Source organism: Pandoraea captiosa (assembly GCF_902459775.1).
Lineage (GTDB): Bacteria > Pseudomonadota > Gammaproteobacteria > Burkholderiales > Burkholderiaceae > Pandoraea > Pandoraea captiosa.
In genome coordinates this window covers 1-18372 of sequence record NZ_CABPSQ010000005.1, presented here as the reverse complement: position 1 = coordinate 18372, position 18372 = coordinate 1, and the positions used below count along the sequence as shown (strand labels likewise).

Genomic DNA, 18372 nt, shown 5'->3' with positions numbered 1-18372 from the left:
CATGAGCCAGGACGCGACCCTGCACGACGCCCACGGGCACGACCACGATGACGATCATGGCAACGAGGGACCGCACAGCACGCTGCGCGGCTATGCGACCGGCTTCATCCTGTCGGTCATTCTCACGGCCATTCCGTTCTGGTTCGTGATGGGCGGGGTGTTCGAGAAGTCGAGCACGACCGCGATCATGATCCTGTTCCTTGCTGCCGTGCAGATCGTGGTGCACATGATCTACTTCCTGCACATGAACGCGAAATCGGAGGGCGGCTGGAACATGCTGTCGCTGATTTTCACGATCGTGCTGGTGGTGATTACGCTCTCGGGCTCGCTCTGGGTGATGTATCACCTGAACCAGAACATGATGCCGGGTATGATGCAGGATACGAAAAACCTCCCTTGAACGGCATACCCCTTGAGCAGCGATCGACTTCACAAATCGGGGGACGCGCAGCGTCCCCCGAGCGCTTCCGGCGCTTCCAGAACTTCCGGCGCCTCCTCCCCCGCGTCCCCCGCTCCCCGCCCGTCCGCGCTTCGGCTCGTCGTGCTCGGCGTCCTCACGCTGTTGCTCGTCAGCGTGTTCGCTTCGCTGGGCACCTGGCAACTGCAACGCCGCGCCTGGAAGCTGGATCTGATCGAGCGCGTGAATTCGCGCGTACACGCACCACCGTCTGCCGCTCCCACCCGCGCGCAGTGGTCGGCGCTCAGCCGCGAAGCCGACGAATATCGGCACGTCTCGCTTACCGGCACGTATCGTTTCGACAAGGACACGCTCGTACAAGCGGTGACCGATCTTGGCGGCGGCTACTGGGTACTCACGCCGCTGCGCACCGCGCACGGCAGTGAAGTGCTCGTGAATCGCGGCTTCGTGCCGCCCGGCTGGAAGGAGTCGGTGCCGCCCGCGCCCGCCGGCGAAGTCACCGTGACCGGGCTGTTGCGCATGCCCGAGCCCGGCGGCGGCTTTCTGCGCAAGAACGCCCCGGCGGAAAACCTCTGGTATTCGCGCGACGTGTTCGCCATTGCAGCGGCGCGTGGGTTGACGCAAGCCGACGTGGCCCCGTATTTCGTCGATGCCGACGCACGGCCTGGGGCGAGCGTCGGTGCAAACACCATCACCAACGATGCCGAAGCCGTGACGGGCAAGACGCAATCGCAGGATCGCGACTATCCGGTGGGCGGGCTCACCGTCGTGCAGTTCCCGAACAACCACATGAGCTATCTTCTCACGTGGTACGCGCTGGCGATCATGTCGGCCGTGGCCGGTTGGTTCGTCATCCGGCTGGAGATGCGCAAGCGCTCGGAGTAAGGTCCATCAGGCGACGTTCATGGTGCGCGTTCATGGCACGTGCTTATGATCTGCACTCACCGGCCGCCGCCGCAATGGCGTCGGCAATTCGCGTCGCGACATCGGGCAGCCGCGCGTCGTCCAGCGCGGCGTAGCCCAGCACCAGCGCGGGTGCCAACGCCTGTGCCCGCGTGAATTCCCGGAGTCCTTCCACGAATACGTCCTGCTCGCGCAATCCCGTGACGAGCGCCGCCTCGTCGAGCTGCGGCGGCAGCCAGAGCAAGAAGTGAAATCCGGCATGCTCGCCGGTAACGCGACAGTGGGCAGGCAGTCGCAGCCGCAGTCGTTCATGCAGCCTGTCCAGCAACAGATTGCGGCGACGCAAATAGACGCTTCGCGATGCGCGCAGATGCCGCGCGAAGTCGCCGGCATCGATGTAGCTCGCCAGCGCCATTTGTTCGATCAGACTGTTCGCGCGACCGGAGGCCGAGCGCTGGGCCGCGATGCGCGCGAGCAACACCGGCGGCGCCAGCAGATAACCGATGCGCAGCGACGGAAACAGCGACTTGTTGAAGCTGCTGCAATGAATCACACGCGCCTGCGTGTCGATAGCCTTGAGTGCGGGCAACGGTGCGCTGCCGTAGCTGAACTCGCTGTCGTAATCGTCCTCGACGACCCAGATATCGCGTGCGGCCGCCCACGCCAACAGTTGCATGCGCCGGTTGATCGACATCGTGGTGCCCAGCGGCGCCTGATGCGCGGGCGTGACATAGGCGATGCCTGCGCGGCCCGCGCCCAGCCGGTCGGCTTCGGCCACGACGAAGCCCTCGTCGTCGACCGGTACGCTCACGCACTGCGACACTGGTGCGCGCACCAGCGTCGACAAGTTCTTGTAGCCGGGGTCTTCGAGATAGAACGTGGTGGACGCATCGGCAAGCACTTCCGTCACGAGATCGATGGCGTGGCGAATGCCCGTGGTCACGACGATGTCGGCCGCCTCGCAGGCAATGCCGCGCGTCATGCGCACGTAGCGGGCAATGCTCTCGCGCAGCGGCAAATAGCCGCGCGGATCGGTATCGGCCAGCATGGCCGGCGTGACGGTGCGCAGCGCACGATTCATGTGCTTGCGCCATATGGGCAGGGAGAACAGCGTGGCGTCCGGCGAGCGACCGGTCTTCAGGGCGAGTGACGCTGCATTCTCCGGCAATGGTTCTGCCGGGGCGAGCGCGTGACGCGTCGATTTCATGCTCGCTGGTGCCCCGGGAAGGTCCGCGACGACTTCCGTGCCTGCGCCCACGCGGCTCGCGACGTACCCTTCCAGCGTGAGCTGTTCGAACGCAAGCGCGACGATGCCGCGCGATACCCCCCAGCGCTCGGCGAGCGTTCGCGTCGAGGGCAAACGGTCGCCACGTCGCAGTTCACCGGCCACGATGCGCTCGCGTACGCAACGGTAGACCCATGCCTGACGCGTTTCCTTTTCGTGTCGTTGCGCGAGCGGCAATTCGAGCGACTGGCTGAGGTGTCGGCGGCGCATGCGCGGCAATTCGAAGGATATGAATGGGCGGGTTTCCGGGCGCCATGCCGCTGAATCAGTGATGAGTCAGCGCTGAATCAGCAATGCGTCACCAATGACCCAGGCAAAGTGGCCCAATGAAAGACGCAATAAATGGCGCTTCGAATTATACAAGTTTGATCCTATCCTGATGGCCATGACGTCGGTGCCGCACGCGGCAACATGACCGTCGCCCCCAAAGCCAAAACAATCAGTGGAGAAATTCGATGGAGTTGATGGATCTGGCCCGGCGTGAGGCCGTCGGTGCGAAGTTCAGTGCCGACGCCATGAAGCGCGCACAGGCGCTCACCTGGGACGCGACCGAGAAAATCGCGGCCATCATCAGGCCCGGCATGCGCGAGTCCGAGGCCATTGCCGCGAGCAAGGCGCTGCTGGGCACGCTCGGCATGGACCGCATCTGGCATCCGGTACTGGTCCGCTTCGGCGAGAACACTTTGCGCACCTTCAGCGAACGGAGCGAAAACGATCCGGTACTGGGCGAAGACGATATCTACTTCATCGATATCGGTGTGGTCTTCGGCGCGCACGAAGGCGACTGCGGTTTCACGCGCACGACGGGCACCGATCCCGAGATGCAGCGTTGCGCCGAGGACGCGAAACGTTTGTTCGACATCGTCCAGGCGCACTGGCGCGACGAAAAAGTGACCGGGCAGGCGCTGTACGACTTCGCAAAGGCGCAAGCGCAGGCGCTGGGCTGGGTGCTTAACCTGGACATCAAGGGGCATCGCGTCAGTGACTTCCCGCATGCGATTTACAAGGGCGGCAAGCTCGGGGATCTGGCCGACACGCCGAGCGGCGGCCTGTGGATTCTCGAGATCCAGATCGCGCACCCCACACGTCGGTTCGGGGCGTTCTACGAGGACCTGCTAGTCTGAAGGCGGTCTGATCGCCATCGATCTCCATCGATCTCCATTGATCGATCTTGACGGGGGACGGATGCCGTCCCCCCACAAATACTCAACACGCAGTTCAATCCCGCTCAACGCGGCAACCGCCGCCTGTTTTTTGAGCGATGCCGTCGTTTCCCCTACGACCGGATCATCGAAAGACAACGTATGCCATGCGGCGCGACGACTTACTACCGCAGGGCAGAATCCGAACTTTTCCCCGCCTTTCGCTCGGAGATCCGCTCGTTTCGACGGCAATTCCACCTCACCATCTGACCCCATATTGCGCAAAAGCGCACAACGCCGACGGCTTGCGCGCGCTTTTTCCAATTGTCCAGCGCCACGTGAATACGTGTCGTGGCCCGCCCCCCGGACTTTTGGTACATCTTTCCCCAATTACCCGTTATGCGTTACCGTTCGTCTGGTCGACGGATTTTTCCCAAAGTACGACACCGGGCAGCGGAGACATCGCCCCGCCATCGTGCCACTCGCTCAGGCACGAGGAAGCGGGCGAGCTGCCTGTCGTACATCCGTCGAATGCATGGCTGCGGCGCAGGGCCGTGCCGTGGAAGTTCCGGCAGTTGAAGTCCCTTTTTATCTCGCTCACGACAAGAACCACAGAAGACGATGAAAAACCCAACCTTCACCAAAGCGCTCCTGGCCTCGGCTCTGAGCTGCGCGTTGTTCAACGCTCACGCGGCATCACAGGCGCCGGTCGGTGCCGAAAACGGCATGGTCGTGACCGCCCAGCATCTCGCGTCGAAAGTCGGCGTCGATGTGCTCAAGGCAGGCGGCAATGCCGTGGACGCAGCCGTTGCCGTGGGTTACGCGCTCGCCGTGGTGTACCCGGCAGCGGGCAACATCGGCGGCGGCGGCTTCATGACGATTCAGCTCGCCGACGGCCGCAAGACTTTCCTCGACTTCCGCGAAAAGGCCCCGCTCGCCGCGACGGCCAACATGTACCTCGACAAGGACGGCAACGTCATCAAGGGCGCATCGACCACCGGCTATCTGGCCGTCGGCGTGCCGGGTAGCGTGTCGGGCATGGAGTACGCGCGCGAGAAGTACGGCACGAAGACACGTCAGCAACTGCTGGCGCCCGCCATCACGCTGGCCGACAAGGGTTTCGTACTCGATCAGGGTGACGTCGACATGCTGTGGACGTCGACCAAGGACTTCGAGAAGGATCACGCCAACTCGGGCGCCATCTTCCTGAACAAGGGCAAGCCGTTCCAGCCGGGCGAGCGCCTCGTGCAGAAGGACCTCGCACGCACGCTCAAGCTGATCAGCGCCAAGGGCGCCGACGGCTTCTACAAGGGTGAAGTCGCCGACAAGCTGGTGGCGTCGGTCAAGGCGGGCGGCGGCATCATCACGCAGGCCGACCTCGATCAGTACAAGACACGCGAGCTGGCGCCGGTCGAGTGCGACTACCGCGGTTATCACGTGGTGTCGGCGCCGCCCCCGAGCTCGGGCGGCGTAGTGATCTGCGAGATCATGAACATTCTCGAGGGCTACCCGATGAACGATCTGGGGTACCACTCGGCGCAGGGCGTTCACTACACCATCGAAGCGATGCGTCATGCGTACGTCGACCGCAACAGCTATCTCGGCGACCCGGACTTCGTGAAGAACCCGATCGCCCAGTTGCTCGACAAGAACTACGCCGCGAAGATTCGCGCTGCGATCCAGCCGCAAAAGGCCGGCATCTCGCAGGAGATCAAGCCGGGTGTGCCGCCGCATGAAGGCAGCAACACCACGCACTACTCCATCATCGACAAGGACGGCAACGCCGTGTCGGTCACCTACACGCTCAACGACTGGTTCGGCGCGAAGGTCATGGCCAACGGCACGGGCGTGCTGCTCAACGACGAAATGGACGACTTCACCTCCAAGGTAGGTGTGCCGAACCTGTACGGTCTGATCCAGGGTGAGGCCAACGCCATCGGCCCGGGCCGTCGTCCGCTCTCGTCCATGAGCCCGACCATCGTCACGAAGGATGGCAAGCCTGTCATGGTCGTGGGTACGCCGGGCGGCAGCCGCATCATCACGGCCACGCTGCTCACGATGCTCAACGTGATCGACTACGGCATGAATCTGCAAGAGGCCGTCGATGCGCCGCGCTTCCACCAGCAATGGATGCCGGAGGCGACCAACATCGAGCCGTTCGCACTCAGCCCGGACACGCAGAAGATTCTGGAGAGCTGGGGCCAGAAGTTCGCAGGTCCGCAACCGGCCAACCATATTGCGGCGATTCTCGTGGGCGCGCCGTCGCTGGGTGGCAAGCCGATCGGCAAGAACCGCTTCTATGGCGCAAACGATCCGCGTCGCAACACGGGTCTGGCGCTCGGGTACTGATGTCGCATGCCTGACGGACGGTCCGCGACGGCTTCAGGGCCGACGTCGGATCGTCAACGACGAAGGCCGCACATGTGCGGCCTTTTTTCATTCCAGCTTACCGGTACGTCCGGATATGTCCGGCTCTGTGCGTGGGCGTCAGCGTCGATGATCCACGCGCCGCGCCAGTCGCTCACCGGCGAACTGCACCAGCGTCACCATCGCGACCAGAATGACGATCACGTTGAACATGACGCTCGTCTCGTACCGCTCGTAGCCGTAGCGCACCGCGAGATCGCCCAGCCCACCCGCGCCCACGGCGCCGGCCATGGCCGATGCGCCGACCATCGCGATCACGGTCACCGTGGCGCCGCCCAGAATGGCGGGCAGCGCTTCGGGCAGCAGCACGTGGCGCACGATGTGCCAGCGGCGGCACCCCATCGCCCGCGCCGCTTCGATCAGGCCTGGGTCGATCTCGCGCAGGCCGACCTGCGTCACTCGCGCGAAGAAGGGAATCAGATGGACGGCGAGCGGTACAACGGCGGCCCATGTCCCCATCGTCGTGCCGACGATCCAGCGGGTCACCGGCAGCAGCGCCACGAGCAGAATGATGAACGGCACCGCGCGAAACAGGTTCACGACGACCGACAACGCGCGGTTGAATCGCGGACGCGGCGCCAGCCCACCGGGCGCCGTAATGACGAGGACAACGGCGAGCAGCAAGCCCACCGCGAAAACGATGGCGCATGCGCTCGTGACCATCAACAAGGTCTCGCCGAGTGCGCGCAGGTATTTATCGAGCATGGAGGTTTCCTCGGCGTCAGACGGCGTGCGCGTGCTGGAGACCGGCACCTTGCGTAAAACGTCCTTGCCACGCATGTTGCAACGGGCGCAGCAAGGCGCGTGTTGCATCGGCCAATGGGTTTGCGAAGACATCCTCGACCGGCCCCAATTCGGCGATACGTCCCTGATCGAGCACCAGCACACGCTCGCAGGCCTGGTGAATCACGCCCATGTCGTGCGTGATGAGCACGACCGTCAGGCCAAATTCGCGCTGGACATCGCCCAGCAGTGTCAGGATGGCGTCCGTCGTCTCGGGATCGAGGGCCGACGTGGCTTCGTCGCACAGAAGAATCTCAGGGCGATGCACCAGCGCGCGCGCAATGCCGACGCGTTGTTTCTGGCCGCCGGACAGCATGGCCGGATAGGCATCGGCCTTGCCCGAGAGCCCCACGAGCGACAGCAGCTCGTTCACGCGCGGCGCGATGTCCTGCCTTGACACGCCGGCGACACGCAGTGGCAGCGCAACATTCTCGAAGACGGTCTTCGCGGACAGCAGGTTGAAGTGCTGGAAGATCATCCCGATGCGTCGACGCAGGCCGACCAGGGCATTCTCGTCGAGCGATGCGACATCGACACCATCCACCTTGATCTGCCCGGCGCTCGGCAACTCCAACGCGTTGATCGTGCGCAGCAGCGTGGATTTTCCCGCGCCGCTGCGCCCGATGATGCCGAAGCTCTCGCCACGCTGCACCGCAAAGGAGATGTCTTGCAGTGCCGCGCTCGACGCCCCCGGATAGACCTTGCCCAGTGCGTCGAACGTGATGTGGGCCACCTCGCGCGCCGCCGCGGTGGGCAAACGGGTCACGGGTGCGGCGGCTGTGTGTCGTGTCGTCATCGCAGGTTCCTCGCAGGTGACAGGTGGCCTCGAACGCAGAATCGGCAGCGGCATCAGAACGCCGGAATCACCGAACCCTGATATTTCGTCTCGATGAACTTGCGCACTTCGTCCGACTGGTAGGCCTTGACCAGCGGCGCGACCCACGCTGCGTTCTTGTCCTTCTCGCGAACCGCAATGATGTTCACGTAAGGATTGTTCTCGCGCTTCTCGACGGCAATGCCGTCACGCGTGGCGATCAGACCCGCCTGATACGCGAAGCTGTTGACGATGGCCGACGCATCGACATCCGGCAGCGAGCGTGCGAGCACCACGGAGGCACTTTCGATGAACTGAAGCTTGCGCGGATTGGCCGTCACATCGGACAGCGTGGCCGTGCCGGTGTACGGATCGAAGCCGTCACGCAACTTGATCAGGCCGTGATCGCGCAGGATGACGAGGGCGCGGGTCTGATTGCTCGGATCGTTCGGCAAGCCGATCTTTGCGCCTTCGGGCAACGATTCGAGCGACTTGTATTTCTTCGAATAGAACGCGATCGGCGAGATCAGCGTGTCACCGACCGAGACGAGCTTGTAGCCACGTTGTTTGATCTGGTCACGAAGGAACGGGATGTGCTGGAACGAATTGGCATCGAGATCGCCATTGTTGAGCGCTTCGTTCGGGCTCGCGGTGCCGCTCACCACGATGGGTTCGACGTTCAGGCCACGCGACTTCGCCACCTTCGTGACCACTTCCCAGATCTCCTCGTCGACGCCGCCGCGCACGCCCACCTTGAGCGGCTTGTCCGCCGCATGGGCGCCCATCGTGCCCAGCGAGCCGATGGCAAATGCGAGCGAGAGACTGCCGAGCATACGAAACAGATGGCGGCGTTGCATGAATGATTCCCCTTCGTGTTGGTATTGGGTGGCGCCGGATCAGGCGAACGCACAGTCTAGGAAGCCGCACCCCGCACCGTCCAATAACCAAATGCGCAAAGCTAATCTGCCGCACCGCGCAGAGCATTCACGCGTTGGGCGTTCTGGACATGTAACTTTTTGTAATACGCATTCGAGAAATTCAGGAACTCCTCGACGTCGCGTCGTCCAACAGGTTTCCCCGTGTAGTGCGTCTGCGTTCTGCGCCTGCATCCTGCGTGGCCGTTATCGCACCGCGCGGGACGGCAGGGATATGCCGACGCGCGCCGTCCTTCGTCCACCTCTGTCCTCCGGAACCGCGTGAAGATGTCCGCCTTGTGGTACCCGCCGCCCAGCCCACTCGACCCAGCCGCCCCACTCGATTCACTTGATTCACCCGATCCGCTCAACACGTCGCGTTGCTCGCCAGGTTCGCTGCTAAGTCCGCTTCACCACGCCTGCCTGTCTCGCCTGTCTCGCCTGCACCGCATGTCGCCTCGTGCGATCGCTCTGGCCCGTCTGGTGATATTCGGCGTCATTCTGCTGATTGCGGGTCTGCCCGTGAGCGACGCGCTCGCGGCCAACGCGCATCCCGCCAGCACGGGCAAGCGCCGCCATGACGCCATCAAGAAGAAAAGGCCGGTCGCGAAACCAGCAAAGGCAGCAAAGGCGCCCCGGCGCAAGGCAATGGCGAGCACGACACGCAAGCGCGCCGCGCCCCCGTCGGCGAACGTGCGATCGGGGCGCAAGGCCACGAAGGCCGCGCCGGCGTCGCCGCGGATCAGTACGGACGCAAAACCACGGCTGCTCGCACGCTGCGGCTTCACGCCGGCATCGCGCAAGCGCCTGTTCTCCAAGGCGGTCTATATCGTCGACGAGAAAACGCACACGCCGCTGTTCGCACGCAACGCGGATCAGGTCAGACCGATCGCGTCGCTCTCCAAACTCATGACGGCGGTCGTGTGGCTCGACAGCGCACCGGCGATGCACGGGCCGCTCACGGTGACGAACGCGGATCGGGACACGTTGAAGTACACCCATTCGCGTCTGCGCGTGGGCTCGACGCTCTCACGCGCCGACATGTTGCACATTTCGCTGATGGCGTCAGAGAATCGCGCCGCTGCCGCAATGAGCCGCGATTATCCGGGCGGACGTCCGGCGTTCATCTCCGCGATGAACGCAAAGGCACGACAGCTGAACATGCCGAAGACCCGCTTCGAAAATGCCACGGGCCTGTCCCCGCGCAACGTCTCGACGGCGCGCGAGCTGGCCCGTCTGGTGCGAGCGTCGAATCAGTATCCGCTCATTCGCCGGTACTCCATCGATCACCAGCAGCGCGTGCGCACGGGCAAGGGGCAATTGCAGTACGTCAACACGAACCGGTTGGTCCGTTACGGCAAGGTGCACGCGAGCGTTCAGAAAACGGGTTTCATCAACGAGTCGGGGCACAACATGGTGATGCGCGTGATGGTTCACAAACAGCGCCCCGTGATCGTGACGATGCTCGGCAGCGATACCCCCGAAGGTTCTCGCCTGGACGGGGTTCGCATTGCGCATTGGCTGTCGTGTTCGCTGCGATAAGCGCACACGAGACAAACTCCGCCGGTGGGCATGGCGGTAACGATCAGGATGCCTGACGAATACGGTCGAACAGCGGCGATGTCTGGCTCGCGGCCGCCAGTTCAGATGCCGCCGCGAGCAACGCCGGACCGAGTTGCGTCATGCGCGCTTCGTCCAGGCGGATCAACGGCCCCGCAATGCTGATCACGCCCAGCGCAGGATAGCCGCGACGCAGAATCGGCGCGGCCATCGCCGTCATGCCGGGCGAGAACACTTCGTTGATCGTGGCGTAGCCGCGTGCGCGCGCGGCCGCCAGAAATGCCAGGACGCCCTGCACCGTCGTGGGGGCATTCGGGCCGTAATCCTTCGGTTGTCCGAAGCCTTGCCGACTCACCAGCGCCAGCGCGCGCTCGTCGCTCATCGTCATCATCCACGCGTGGCCCGTGGCCGAACACGACAGAATCGTGTCCATGCCCATGTCGGGGTCGTACTTCAACCCCTTGCTCGCCCCCTGCGCCTTCGCGACCCACGTGATGCGATCGCCGTCGACGATCGCCAGACGCACCAGTTCGCCGGATGTTTCCGCGAGCCGGTCGAGAATCGTCTGCGCCATGTCCACGATGCCGGACGTACTGAGGAAACTCAGCCCCAGCCCAACGAGCTTCGTCGTCAGCACGTAATCGCCATGCTCGCGTAATTGACGCACGTAGCCGAAGCCCTTGAGGTCGGTGAGCAAGCGATGGCAGGCACTACGGGGAATGTCGAGTTCGTCGGCAATGAACGCCAGCGGCGTGCCGCCGACTTGCTGGGCGAGCAATTCCAGAATGGCAAGTGTGCGCTCCATGACGCCGTTCATGCGTGTCTCCTCTGCGGTTTGCCGCATTCCATTTTCGCGCTTGTTTTCGCATTTAATTTCACATTATGGCATTGAATTCCAGTCTGGAACGGTGTTCCAACAGGCTCATTACCATCCTGTTTGCCAGCCCGGGATAAGCCCGGGCGGTCCTCGCGAGCGCCGGGCTCACGACTGCACGACTGCGGCAGATGCCGATATCCAGTTCGTGAAGCCCCTGCGACGATGAGGCATAACGACAAATCATCGTCAGGAGACAGGCATGACACACGCAACGCCCTCGGTGCCGGACGCATCGATGCAAACGCGAGCGGTGACCGCTGCGACCATCGGCACCGCACTGGAATGGTTCGACTTCACGCTGTATGGCGCATTGGCCGCGACATTGCTGCCAAAGCTCTTCTTCCCGGCAATGGAGCCGACCTCGGCACTCCTCGCCTCGCTCGCCACGTTCGGCGTGGGACTGGCCGCGCGACCGCTCGGCGCGATCATCTGCGGCTCGCTGGGTGACAAGTTCGGCCGCCGTAACCTGATGCTCGCAACGGTCTCGGTAATGGGCGTGGCGTCGGTACTGATGGGGCTGTTGCCAACCTATGCGCAAATCGGCATTTGGGCGCCGATTCTGCTCGTTGCATTGCGAATCGTGCAGGGCTTCGCCCTTGGCGGGGAATCGACCGGCGGCCAGTTGATGGCGATCGAGCATGCCAGCCCGGAGCGTCGCGGCAAATACTCAGGGCTGCTCGGCATCTGCTCGCCGGTCAGCCAGATCCTCGCCAACGCGGCGTTGTTCGGATTATCAGCGTCGATGTCGGCGCAGGCGTTCGAGTCCTGGGGCTGGCGCGTGCCATTCCTGCTGAGCTTCCTGCTCGTGATCGTAGGCGTATACATCCGCCTCAAGGTGCATGAGACGCCTGCCTTTGCCGCGATGCAATCGGCCACCCAGGTCGTGAAGGCGAGCAATCCGCTGCGCGACGCCGTGCGGCTTCATTACAAGCCGCTGATCCGCTGGACGCTCTTCTTCTGTGGACCGGCCGCGCTGTTCTATCTGATCGTGGTGTTCTCGCTGAGCTACATCACGAAGACGCTCGAAGTGCCCAAGCAGACGGCATTCATGTTGCTCATGGGCGCGAACGTTTTCGCGATCTTCGGGGCGTTGCTCGGCGGCATGCTCAGCGACCGCATCGGCCGCAAGAAGGCGCTCGCCATCGGCTCGTGCGCCACGCTGGCGATCTCGCTCGTCTACTTCTCGGTGCTCGACACCCGCAGTTTCGTGCCGATGCTGTTGATCATGGGGCTCTTCCTCGGCTTCACGCAGTATCAGAGCGGCATTCAGCCGGTGGCCTTTGCCGAGGCGTTCCCCACCAACGTGCGTTATTCCGGCTCTGCGCTCGCCTACACCGGCGCCAATCTGCTCACGGGCGGTCCCATGCCGATGGTCGCCGTCTGGCTGCTGTCGATCAGCAATGGCTCGCCGTGGGCCGTCGTCGCGCTGTGCGCAACGCTGAACGTCATCTCGCTCGCCGCCATTCTCATCGGCCCGGAGACGCGCGGCATCGACATGCATCGCACAGACCCGGCGCAGGCGCTGGCGGGCGAGGCGTCCGACGCCCCCGCGCTGAACACGTCGCACGGCGTACGCAACAGTCATTGATCGCTGGCTTTTACTGGAATCGAATTACTCATCATGTCCGACCTTGTCTACGTCCTCAACGGCCCGAACCTCAACATGCTGGGCAAACGCGAGCCGCATCTCTACGGGCATACGACGCTCGCCGAGATCGAGCAAACCGTGCGCTCGCTCGCAACGCGTCTCGAACTGCGGTGCGAATTCCGGCAGACGAACAGCGAAGCCACGATGGTCGACTGGCTTCAGGAGGCGTTCGAGGCCGATGCCGGTGTCGTGCTGAACCCGGCGGGCTTGTCGTTCCGCTCGATCCCCGTGCTCGACGCGGCCAAGCTGTTGCAACGACCGCTGATCGAAGTGCACATCACCAACATTCACAAGCGCGAGGAAATCTATCGGCACTCGTTGATCTCGGGTGTCGCGACCGGGGTGATTTGCGGACTCGGCGTGCAGTGCTATCCGCTGGCGCTGCACGCCATGGCGTCCATGCTGGCTTGATGCCACCTTGATGCGTATTTGACTTGTCCGCGCGGTTCGTGAGTGAGCCGCGCAGTCGTTTGCTGGCACGCCGTTCGTCAGCGCTTACGCGCGTGCCAGCGTCCCCAGATGGCGGTAGCGAGAAGCAGCAGCGCACCGGCGCCGATCACGGCATCGAAGCCGTGATTGAATGCCCTATTGGAGAGCAACGTCAGCGTGTTTGCCATCTCCGGCGCCAGGTGCTCGGCCACGATCTGCGCTTCGTCCAGACTGTCGCGCACGGTGTCCGGCAGCGTGGCGACCTGCGGCACATCCATCGAGCGGCCATAGACGAACGTCAGCAAGCTGCCCATGAAAGTCACGCCCAGCGCACCGCCGAGTTCGTACGACACTTCTTCGACGGAGGCCGCCATGCCCGCACGCTCGGGCGGGGCACTTTGCATGATGGTGCTCGACGCGGCCGTCATCGTCGCCCCCACGCCGAGACCGAGAATCACCAACGCGAGCGCCCACAGCACGAAGTCCGAATCGCGAAAAACGAGATAACCCGCCATGCCGGCCGCAGACATCGTCAGCGCGATCGACAGCAGACGCGTGCTTCCCATGCGCGGCAGCATCCGTCCGGCAATCGGGCCGGCGACGAACGCGGCCAGCGACAAGGGCATACCGGCCAATCCGGCTTCGAGCGGCGAGTAGCCCATCACCAATTGCAGGCGCTGACTGAACACCAGTTGCATGCCGATCAGCGACGCGGCAGCCATGAGGGCGGCAACCACTGCGCCGGCAAACACCGGGTTGCGGAATAGCGAGAAATCGAGCAACGGATGCGCGCTGCGCCGCTGACGCGCCACGAACGCCCACAGGAACACGGCGCCAACGACGACCGCAACGCCGACCGTCATCCAATCGGGCGACACTTTGCCGGCACTCTTGATCGCATACGTCACACCGATCAGGCCGACCATGAAGAGCAACGAGCCCACCCAGTCCCACGGTTGCTTCGATGTCGCACCGCTGTTCGGAATCAGCCACGCGGCGATGGGCAGTGCAATCAGCACGATGGGCACGTTGATCAGGAAGACGGATCCCCACCAGAAATGTTCGAGCAGTGCACCGCCGACAATCGGGCCGAACGCGGCGCCGCCCGAGGCGACCGACGCCCAGATGCCGATCGCGAACGCTTGCTCGTGCGCATCGGTAAACGTCAGGCGGATCAGCGACAGCGTGGCCGGCATCATCATGGCCGCCCCCACGCCGAGGAATCCGCGCGCGGCGATCAGCACGTTGGCGCTTGGCGCGAACGCGGCCGCGAGTGACGCCGCACCGAACACGACGAGCCCCGCGAGAAACAGTTGCTTGTGACCGAGCCGGTCGCCGAGCGTGCCCATGCCGAGCAACAGGCCAGATACGACAAGCGCATAGGCGTTGACGATCCACAGCTTGGCGGACGCCGTCGCTGCCAGATCGTGGGTCAGACGAGGCAGTGCCGTGTACAGCACCGTCATGTCGATCACGATGAGCAGCAGCGCCACGGACACGATCGCCAGTACCAGCCAGCGGCGTGCACCGTGGGCATGCGGGACGGGATGTGTTGAAGTGTGCAGACTGGACATCGGAACGCTCCTTTCCTTTGTGTGCCCGACGCCGTTTCCACGAATGGCTCACGGATGACTTTGGGCACTCACTTTATTTTTAGGGAAAACCCGCATCATCCATCAATAAACCGAACGGGAAAAGTTGGAACCCATCGTCAAAGTAGATGGATGTGGGGCATTTCTTGCGTAAAGCGTCCATGGGACGCGGATGCCGGTGCGCTATCGATTGATAGGGTCAGATTCGAACGGTCGTTCTAGCGCGCGCGTCAAGACTGGCGGTGCACTACGCAGGCGCATACAATCCGTGCCACATTCCCATTGGGCGAAAATCCCCCCATTCGTACATGGCATCTCATCCGACCCGAATTCCCGACGCCGTCTCGTTGCCAGAGCTAACGGTGCGCGGCATGATCCTCGGCGCGCTGATCACCGTGGTGTTCACCGCCTCCAACGTTTATCTCGGGCTTAAAGTCGGCCTGACGTTTTCATCCTCCATCCCTGCTGCCGTCATCTCCATGGCGGTGCTGCGTGCACTGCGTGGCGGCAACATCCTCGAGAACAATATGGTGCAGACGCAGGCGTCTGCGGCCGGCACGCTCTCGTCCATCATCTTCGTCTTGCCCGGCTTGTTGATGATCGGGCATTGGCAAGGTTTCCCGTTTGGTTTGACGCTGGCGATCTGCGCGTCCGGCGGCATTCTCGGCGTGCTGTTCACGATTCCGCTGCGTCGGGCGATGGTGGTCGACAGCGAGTTGCCGTATCCCGAAGGTGTCGCCGCCGCGGAGATTCTGCGGGTCGGTAGCGAGGGCGACGAAGGAACGCCAGGCGCAGGGACGAAAGCGTCGTCCGACAATGCGTCGAGCGGGGTACGCGAAATTGCGTTCGGTGGCGTCGTGTCGGCGTTGTTTGCGTTCGCGACGGCGGGTCTCAAAGTGCTCGGCGAGAGCATCACCGCGTGGGTGCCGGCAGGCACTGCGGTGTTCCGTCTGACGACCGGCTTTTCGATGGCGCTGATCGGCGCCGGTTATCTGATCGGCATTGTGTCTGGGCTGGCTATCCTGCTCGGCGTGGTGCTGACGTGGGGCATTGCCGTACCCGTGCTCACGACGATTACGCCGAATCCCGATGGCGTGGCGATGGCCGCCTTCGCCAATGGGTTGTGGCAGCACAAGGTGCGCTTTATCGGCGCAGGCGTGATTGGTGTGGCGGCGGTGTGGACGCTGATCACCCTGGCCAAGCCGATGGTCGATGGTGTGAAGACGTCGTTTGCCGCGCTCGGCAAGTCTCGCGGTGCCCACGGCAACGGCCAGGGCAGCGGGCTTGGACGCACGGAGCAGGATCTGTCGCCGTATTGGGTGATCGGATTGACGCTGTTGTGCGTGGCTGTCTGGGTCGTCACGTTCGGTGTATTCCTGGCCGACGCGCCGCTGTCGTTCGGCGGCATTGCGACGCTGGTGATTTGCAGTGTGGTGTTCGCTGTCGTTTTCGGCTTCCTGGTCGCTGCCGCTTGTGGCTATATGGCGGGGCTTGTGGGTTCGTCTGCGAGTCCGATTTCCGGCATCGGGATAGTGGCAGTCGTGTTGGTGTCGCTCTTGATTCTCAGTGTCAGTCAGGCGAGCGGGCTGCTCGACACGAGCGAGGGAGGCAAGCTGGCGATCGCGCTGGCACTGTTCACGACCGCTGCCGTCATTGCGATTGCCACGATCTCGAACGATAACCTTCAGGATTTGAAGACCGGTTGGCTGGTGGGTGCGACGCCGTGGCGTCAGCAGGTTGCGCTGCTTGTCGGATGTGTCGTGGGTGCAGCGGTGATTCCGCCGGTGCTGAACTTGCTCTACAACGCGTACGGCTTTACCGACGCGTTACCGCGAGCGGGTATGGATCCGTCGCAGGCATTGTCTGCGCCGCAGGCGATTCTGATGACGGCGATTGCCAAGGGCATCTTCACGCATCAATTGGACTGGTCGATGCTCGGCATCGGCGCGGTGCTGGGTCTCGCGCTGATCGCTATCGACGCCGTGCTTGCGAAGCGTGGTGGTGTCGCGCGTGTGCCCGTCATCGCCGTGGGTATCGGCATCTATCTGCCGCCGACGATTGGGTCCGTGCTGGTGATTGGCGCAGTTTTGGGTTGGATTTCGCAGCGGGTGTTGAAGGCGCGTGCGAAGGCGCGGGGTCAAGAATACGGTCCGTATGCGGAAGCCGCGGAAAGACGTGGCGTGCTGCTGGCGTCGGGTCTGATCGTTGGTGAGAGCCTGGTCGGTGTTGCGATGGCGATGGTCGTCGGTTTCACGGGTTCCGATGCTCCGCTGGCGGTCGTCGGCAGCAGTTTCGCCCCGACGTCGGAATGGCTCGCCCTGCTGGTCTTCGCAGGCATCTGCGTCATGATCGTGCGCCGCGTTCTCGCAACCGCACGATAACGGCCCACGCGGGACCTGGCGATGTCACCATCGCTCAGGTTCCCGATTTCCCGATGCGTTCGCGGGCATCTGCGTCATGATCGAGCGTCACGTTCTCGCAATCGCACTATTACGGCCCGCGCCGGACCTGGCGATGTCACCATCGTCCACGCTCCCGGTTTCCCGATTTCGTGATGCCGATGTTGATGTCGATGGTCCTGTAAGTCGATGGGGGTCTGGAGGCCTAAATCGACTTACAGGTCCGCGCTCCGTCCATCGTGTTCCTCCTCACGAGACGGCTAAACCGCAATCTTCGTCGGCGGATATGCGAGGTGACACTGCGGACGCCATCGCTCCTGCCCCCTTCCGCTGCATTTCACCTCCCTCCGCTTTCCCACTCCCCTTCCCCCTCTCATCTCTCGCGCCTCGCTTCTACCGATAGGCTGACGGACGTTTCTTCCCCATACCGTAGCTGCCATCGTAAGCTGCCGTCCGACGTCGAAAGGTTCTTTCCGAACCAATCCCAATTCGTCGATCAGTGCGCATGTCGAGGGTGCGCGTTCGGCCAGCGAGTGAATTCGTCCATTCCTTGTCGCGAGATACGTATGCGCGCGAGCGCAGTCATCCGATTCGAAAAGCGCACGAAACGTTAATGCAAATGTTCGAAGCGTTCGATTTCGATGCACGTTGCTCAGCGCGCATCGGGAGACACCGGCCTGACGGATATTTTCGTACCACTGGCGTCTAGCGACGTGATCAGTCCGAGTCTGCCGAGCGGGCAGGGCAGCCCGGAATCATAGGAGTACCGCTACGCTGGGAGTGAGCGCGAGACCAAGCTTGGCGCCGGTTGCAGGTGGAAGTGCGAATTACGCAAAGCATGCACGCACAAAATCCCGCCCAAAAGCAAAAACCCCTCGCTACTGGGTAGCAAGGGGTTTTTAAGGGGAACCTGACGATTACCTACTTTCACACGGGTATCCGCACTATCATCGGCGTGGAGTCGTTTCACGGTCCTGTTCGGGATGGGAAGGGGTGGTTCCAACTCGCTATGGTCATCAGGCATAACTTGTATGTTCTGCTGGGTGGTTGCCCCAACAAAACCAATTCGGAAGAAGCGTAGTACAACAACTTGTGGGTTGTGAGTGTATCGGCACAGCGATACTCACACCAGGAAAAACACACTGGTTATAGGATCAAGCCTCACGGGCAATTAGTATCAG

At 63.0% G+C, this 18372-nt stretch carries 13 protein-coding genes, 1 rRNA gene and 1 pseudogene; 8 read left to right on the top strand and 7 right to left on the bottom strand.

Annotated elements, in window-relative coordinates:
• The first annotated feature begins 1 nt into the window (after nucleotide 1).
• Nucleotides 2-400 carry a cytochrome o ubiquinol oxidase subunit IV gene (gene cyoD / locus PCA31118_RS15235; protein WP_150626170.1) on the top strand — a complete coding sequence of 133 codons (399 nt, stop codon included), beginning with the start codon at nucleotides 2-4 and terminating at the stop codon, nucleotides 398-400.
• A 141-nt stretch (nucleotides 401-541) separates the two neighbouring features.
• Entirely contained in the window at nucleotides 542-1303 is a 762-nt protein-coding gene (locus PCA31118_RS15230; protein ID WP_246190245.1) for an SURF1 family protein, read from the top strand.
• A gap of 43 nt (nucleotides 1304-1346) precedes the next feature.
• Here PCA31118_RS15230 and pdxR read toward each other — a convergent pair whose 3' ends face one another.
• On the bottom strand, nucleotides 1347-2816 hold the full coding sequence (gene pdxR / locus PCA31118_RS15225; protein WP_150626001.1) for a MocR-like pyridoxine biosynthesis transcription factor PdxR: 1470 nt from the start codon (nucleotides 2814-2816) through the stop codon (nucleotides 1347-1349).
• A 245-nt stretch (nucleotides 2817-3061) separates the two neighbouring features.
• Here pdxR and PCA31118_RS15220 point away from each other — a divergent pair, with 245 nt between their 5' ends.
• On the top strand, nucleotides 3062-3730 hold the full coding sequence (locus PCA31118_RS15220) for a M24 family metallopeptidase (RefSeq protein WP_150626000.1): 669 nt from the start codon (nucleotides 3062-3064) through the stop codon (nucleotides 3728-3730).
• A 639-nt stretch (nucleotides 3731-4369) separates the two neighbouring features.
• The gene (gene ggt / locus PCA31118_RS15215) at nucleotides 4370-6097 is read left to right on the top strand and encodes a gamma-glutamyltransferase (RefSeq protein WP_150625999.1); all 1728 of its coding nucleotides are present in this window, start codon (nucleotides 4370-4372) and stop codon (nucleotides 6095-6097) included.
• A 138-nt stretch (nucleotides 6098-6235) separates the two neighbouring features.
• Here the strand turns inward: ggt and PCA31118_RS15210 are convergent, their stop codons facing one another.
• From PCA31118_RS15210 to PCA31118_RS15200, 3 genes and pseudogenes are all read right to left on the bottom strand, one after another.
• Entirely contained in the window at nucleotides 6236-6880 is a 645-nt protein-coding gene (locus PCA31118_RS15210) for a methionine ABC transporter permease (protein ID WP_150625998.1), read from the bottom strand.
• Between the two features lie 73 nt (nucleotides 6881-6953).
• Nucleotides 6954-7754 (bottom strand): annotated as a pseudogene (locus PCA31118_RS15205) (methionine ABC transporter ATP-binding protein); the annotation flags it as partial.
• A 53-nt stretch (nucleotides 7755-7807) separates the two neighbouring features.
• Entirely contained in the window at nucleotides 7808-8629 is an 822-nt protein-coding gene (locus PCA31118_RS15200; protein ID WP_150625996.1) for a MetQ/NlpA family ABC transporter substrate-binding protein, read from the bottom strand.
• 507 nt (nucleotides 8630-9136) lie between these two features.
• Between PCA31118_RS15200 and PCA31118_RS15195 the strand changes: the two genes are divergently transcribed.
• A complete protein-coding gene (locus PCA31118_RS15195) occupies nucleotides 9137-10228 on the top strand; it encodes a serine hydrolase (protein WP_246190244.1) in 1092 nt (363 codons plus the stop codon).
• Between the two features lie 43 nt (nucleotides 10229-10271).
• Here the strand turns inward: PCA31118_RS15195 and PCA31118_RS15190 are convergent, their stop codons facing one another.
• The gene (locus PCA31118_RS15190) at nucleotides 10272-11063 is read right to left on the bottom strand and encodes an IclR family transcriptional regulator (protein WP_150625995.1); all 792 of its coding nucleotides are present in this window, start codon (nucleotides 11061-11063) and stop codon (nucleotides 10272-10274) included.
• A 259-nt stretch (nucleotides 11064-11322) separates the two neighbouring features.
• Between PCA31118_RS15190 and PCA31118_RS15185 the strand changes: the two genes are divergently transcribed.
• Together PCA31118_RS15185 and PCA31118_RS15180 are read left to right on the top strand one after the other, a co-directional pair.
• Complete coding sequence (locus PCA31118_RS15185) at nucleotides 11323-12711, top strand: MFS transporter (RefSeq protein ID WP_246190243.1); 1389 nt, start codon at nucleotides 11323-11325, stop codon at nucleotides 12709-12711.
• A 33-nt stretch (nucleotides 12712-12744) separates the two neighbouring features.
• Entirely contained in the window at nucleotides 12745-13182 is a 438-nt protein-coding gene (locus PCA31118_RS15180) for a type II 3-dehydroquinate dehydratase (RefSeq protein ID WP_150625994.1), read from the top strand.
• Nucleotides 13183-13259: 77 nt separating this feature from the next.
• On the opposite strand, the gene PCA31118_RS15175 is transcribed toward PCA31118_RS15180, so the two are convergent.
• Entirely contained in the window at nucleotides 13260-14774 is a 1515-nt protein-coding gene (locus tag PCA31118_RS15175; protein WP_150625993.1) for an MFS transporter, read from the bottom strand.
• 326 nt (nucleotides 14775-15100) lie between these two features.
• Here PCA31118_RS15175 and PCA31118_RS15170 point away from each other — a divergent pair, with 326 nt between their 5' ends.
• Nucleotides 15101-17173, top strand: a complete 2073-nt coding sequence (locus PCA31118_RS15170; RefSeq protein WP_150625992.1) for an OPT family oligopeptide transporter — start codon at nucleotides 15101-15103, stop codon at nucleotides 17171-17173.
• A gap of 926 nt (nucleotides 17174-18099) precedes the next feature.
• Here PCA31118_RS15170 and rrf read toward each other — a convergent pair.
• Nucleotides 18100-18212, bottom strand: a 5S ribosomal RNA gene (gene rrf, locus PCA31118_RS15165).
• Between the last annotated feature and the right edge of the window lie 160 nt (nucleotides 18213-18372).

Bases quoted from the DNA above. Each gene is read 5' to 3' on its own strand.
- cyoD (WP_150626170.1), top strand. From the start codon at position 2: ATGAGCCAGGACGCGACCCTGCACGACGCCCACGGGCACGACCACGAT.
- pdxR (WP_150626001.1), bottom strand. From the start codon at position 2,816: ATGCGCCGCCGACACCTCAGCCAGTCGCTCGAATTGCCGCTCGCGCAA.
- PCA31118_RS15220 (WP_150626000.1), top strand. From the start codon at position 3,062: ATGGAGTTGATGGATCTGGCCCGGCGTGAGGCCGTCGGTGCGAAGTTC.
- ggt (WP_150625999.1), top strand. From the start codon at position 4,370: ATGAAAAACCCAACCTTCACCAAAGCGCTCCTGGCCTCGGCTCTGAGC.
- PCA31118_RS15210 (WP_150625998.1), bottom strand. From the start codon at position 6,880: ATGCTCGATAAATACCTGCGCGCACTCGGCGAGACCTTGTTGATGGTC.
- PCA31118_RS15200 (WP_150625996.1), bottom strand. From the start codon at position 8,629: ATGCAACGCCGCCATCTGTTTCGTATGCTCGGCAGTCTCTCGCTCGCA.
- PCA31118_RS15195 (WP_246190244.1), top strand. From the start codon at position 9,137: ATGTCGCCTCGTGCGATCGCTCTGGCCCGTCTGGTGATATTCGGCGTC.
- PCA31118_RS15190 (WP_150625995.1), bottom strand. From the start codon at position 11,063: ATGAACGGCGTCATGGAGCGCACACTTGCCATTCTGGAATTGCTCGCC.
- PCA31118_RS15185 (WP_246190243.1), top strand. From the start codon at position 11,323: ATGACACACGCAACGCCCTCGGTGCCGGACGCATCGATGCAAACGCGA.
- PCA31118_RS15180 (WP_150625994.1), top strand. From the start codon at position 12,745: ATGTCCGACCTTGTCTACGTCCTCAACGGCCCGAACCTCAACATGCTG.
- PCA31118_RS15175 (WP_150625993.1), bottom strand. From the start codon at position 14,774: ATGTCCAGTCTGCACACTTCAACACATCCCGTCCCGCATGCCCACGGT.
- PCA31118_RS15170 (WP_150625992.1), top strand. From the start codon at position 15,101: ATGGCATCTCATCCGACCCGAATTCCCGACGCCGTCTCGTTGCCAGAG.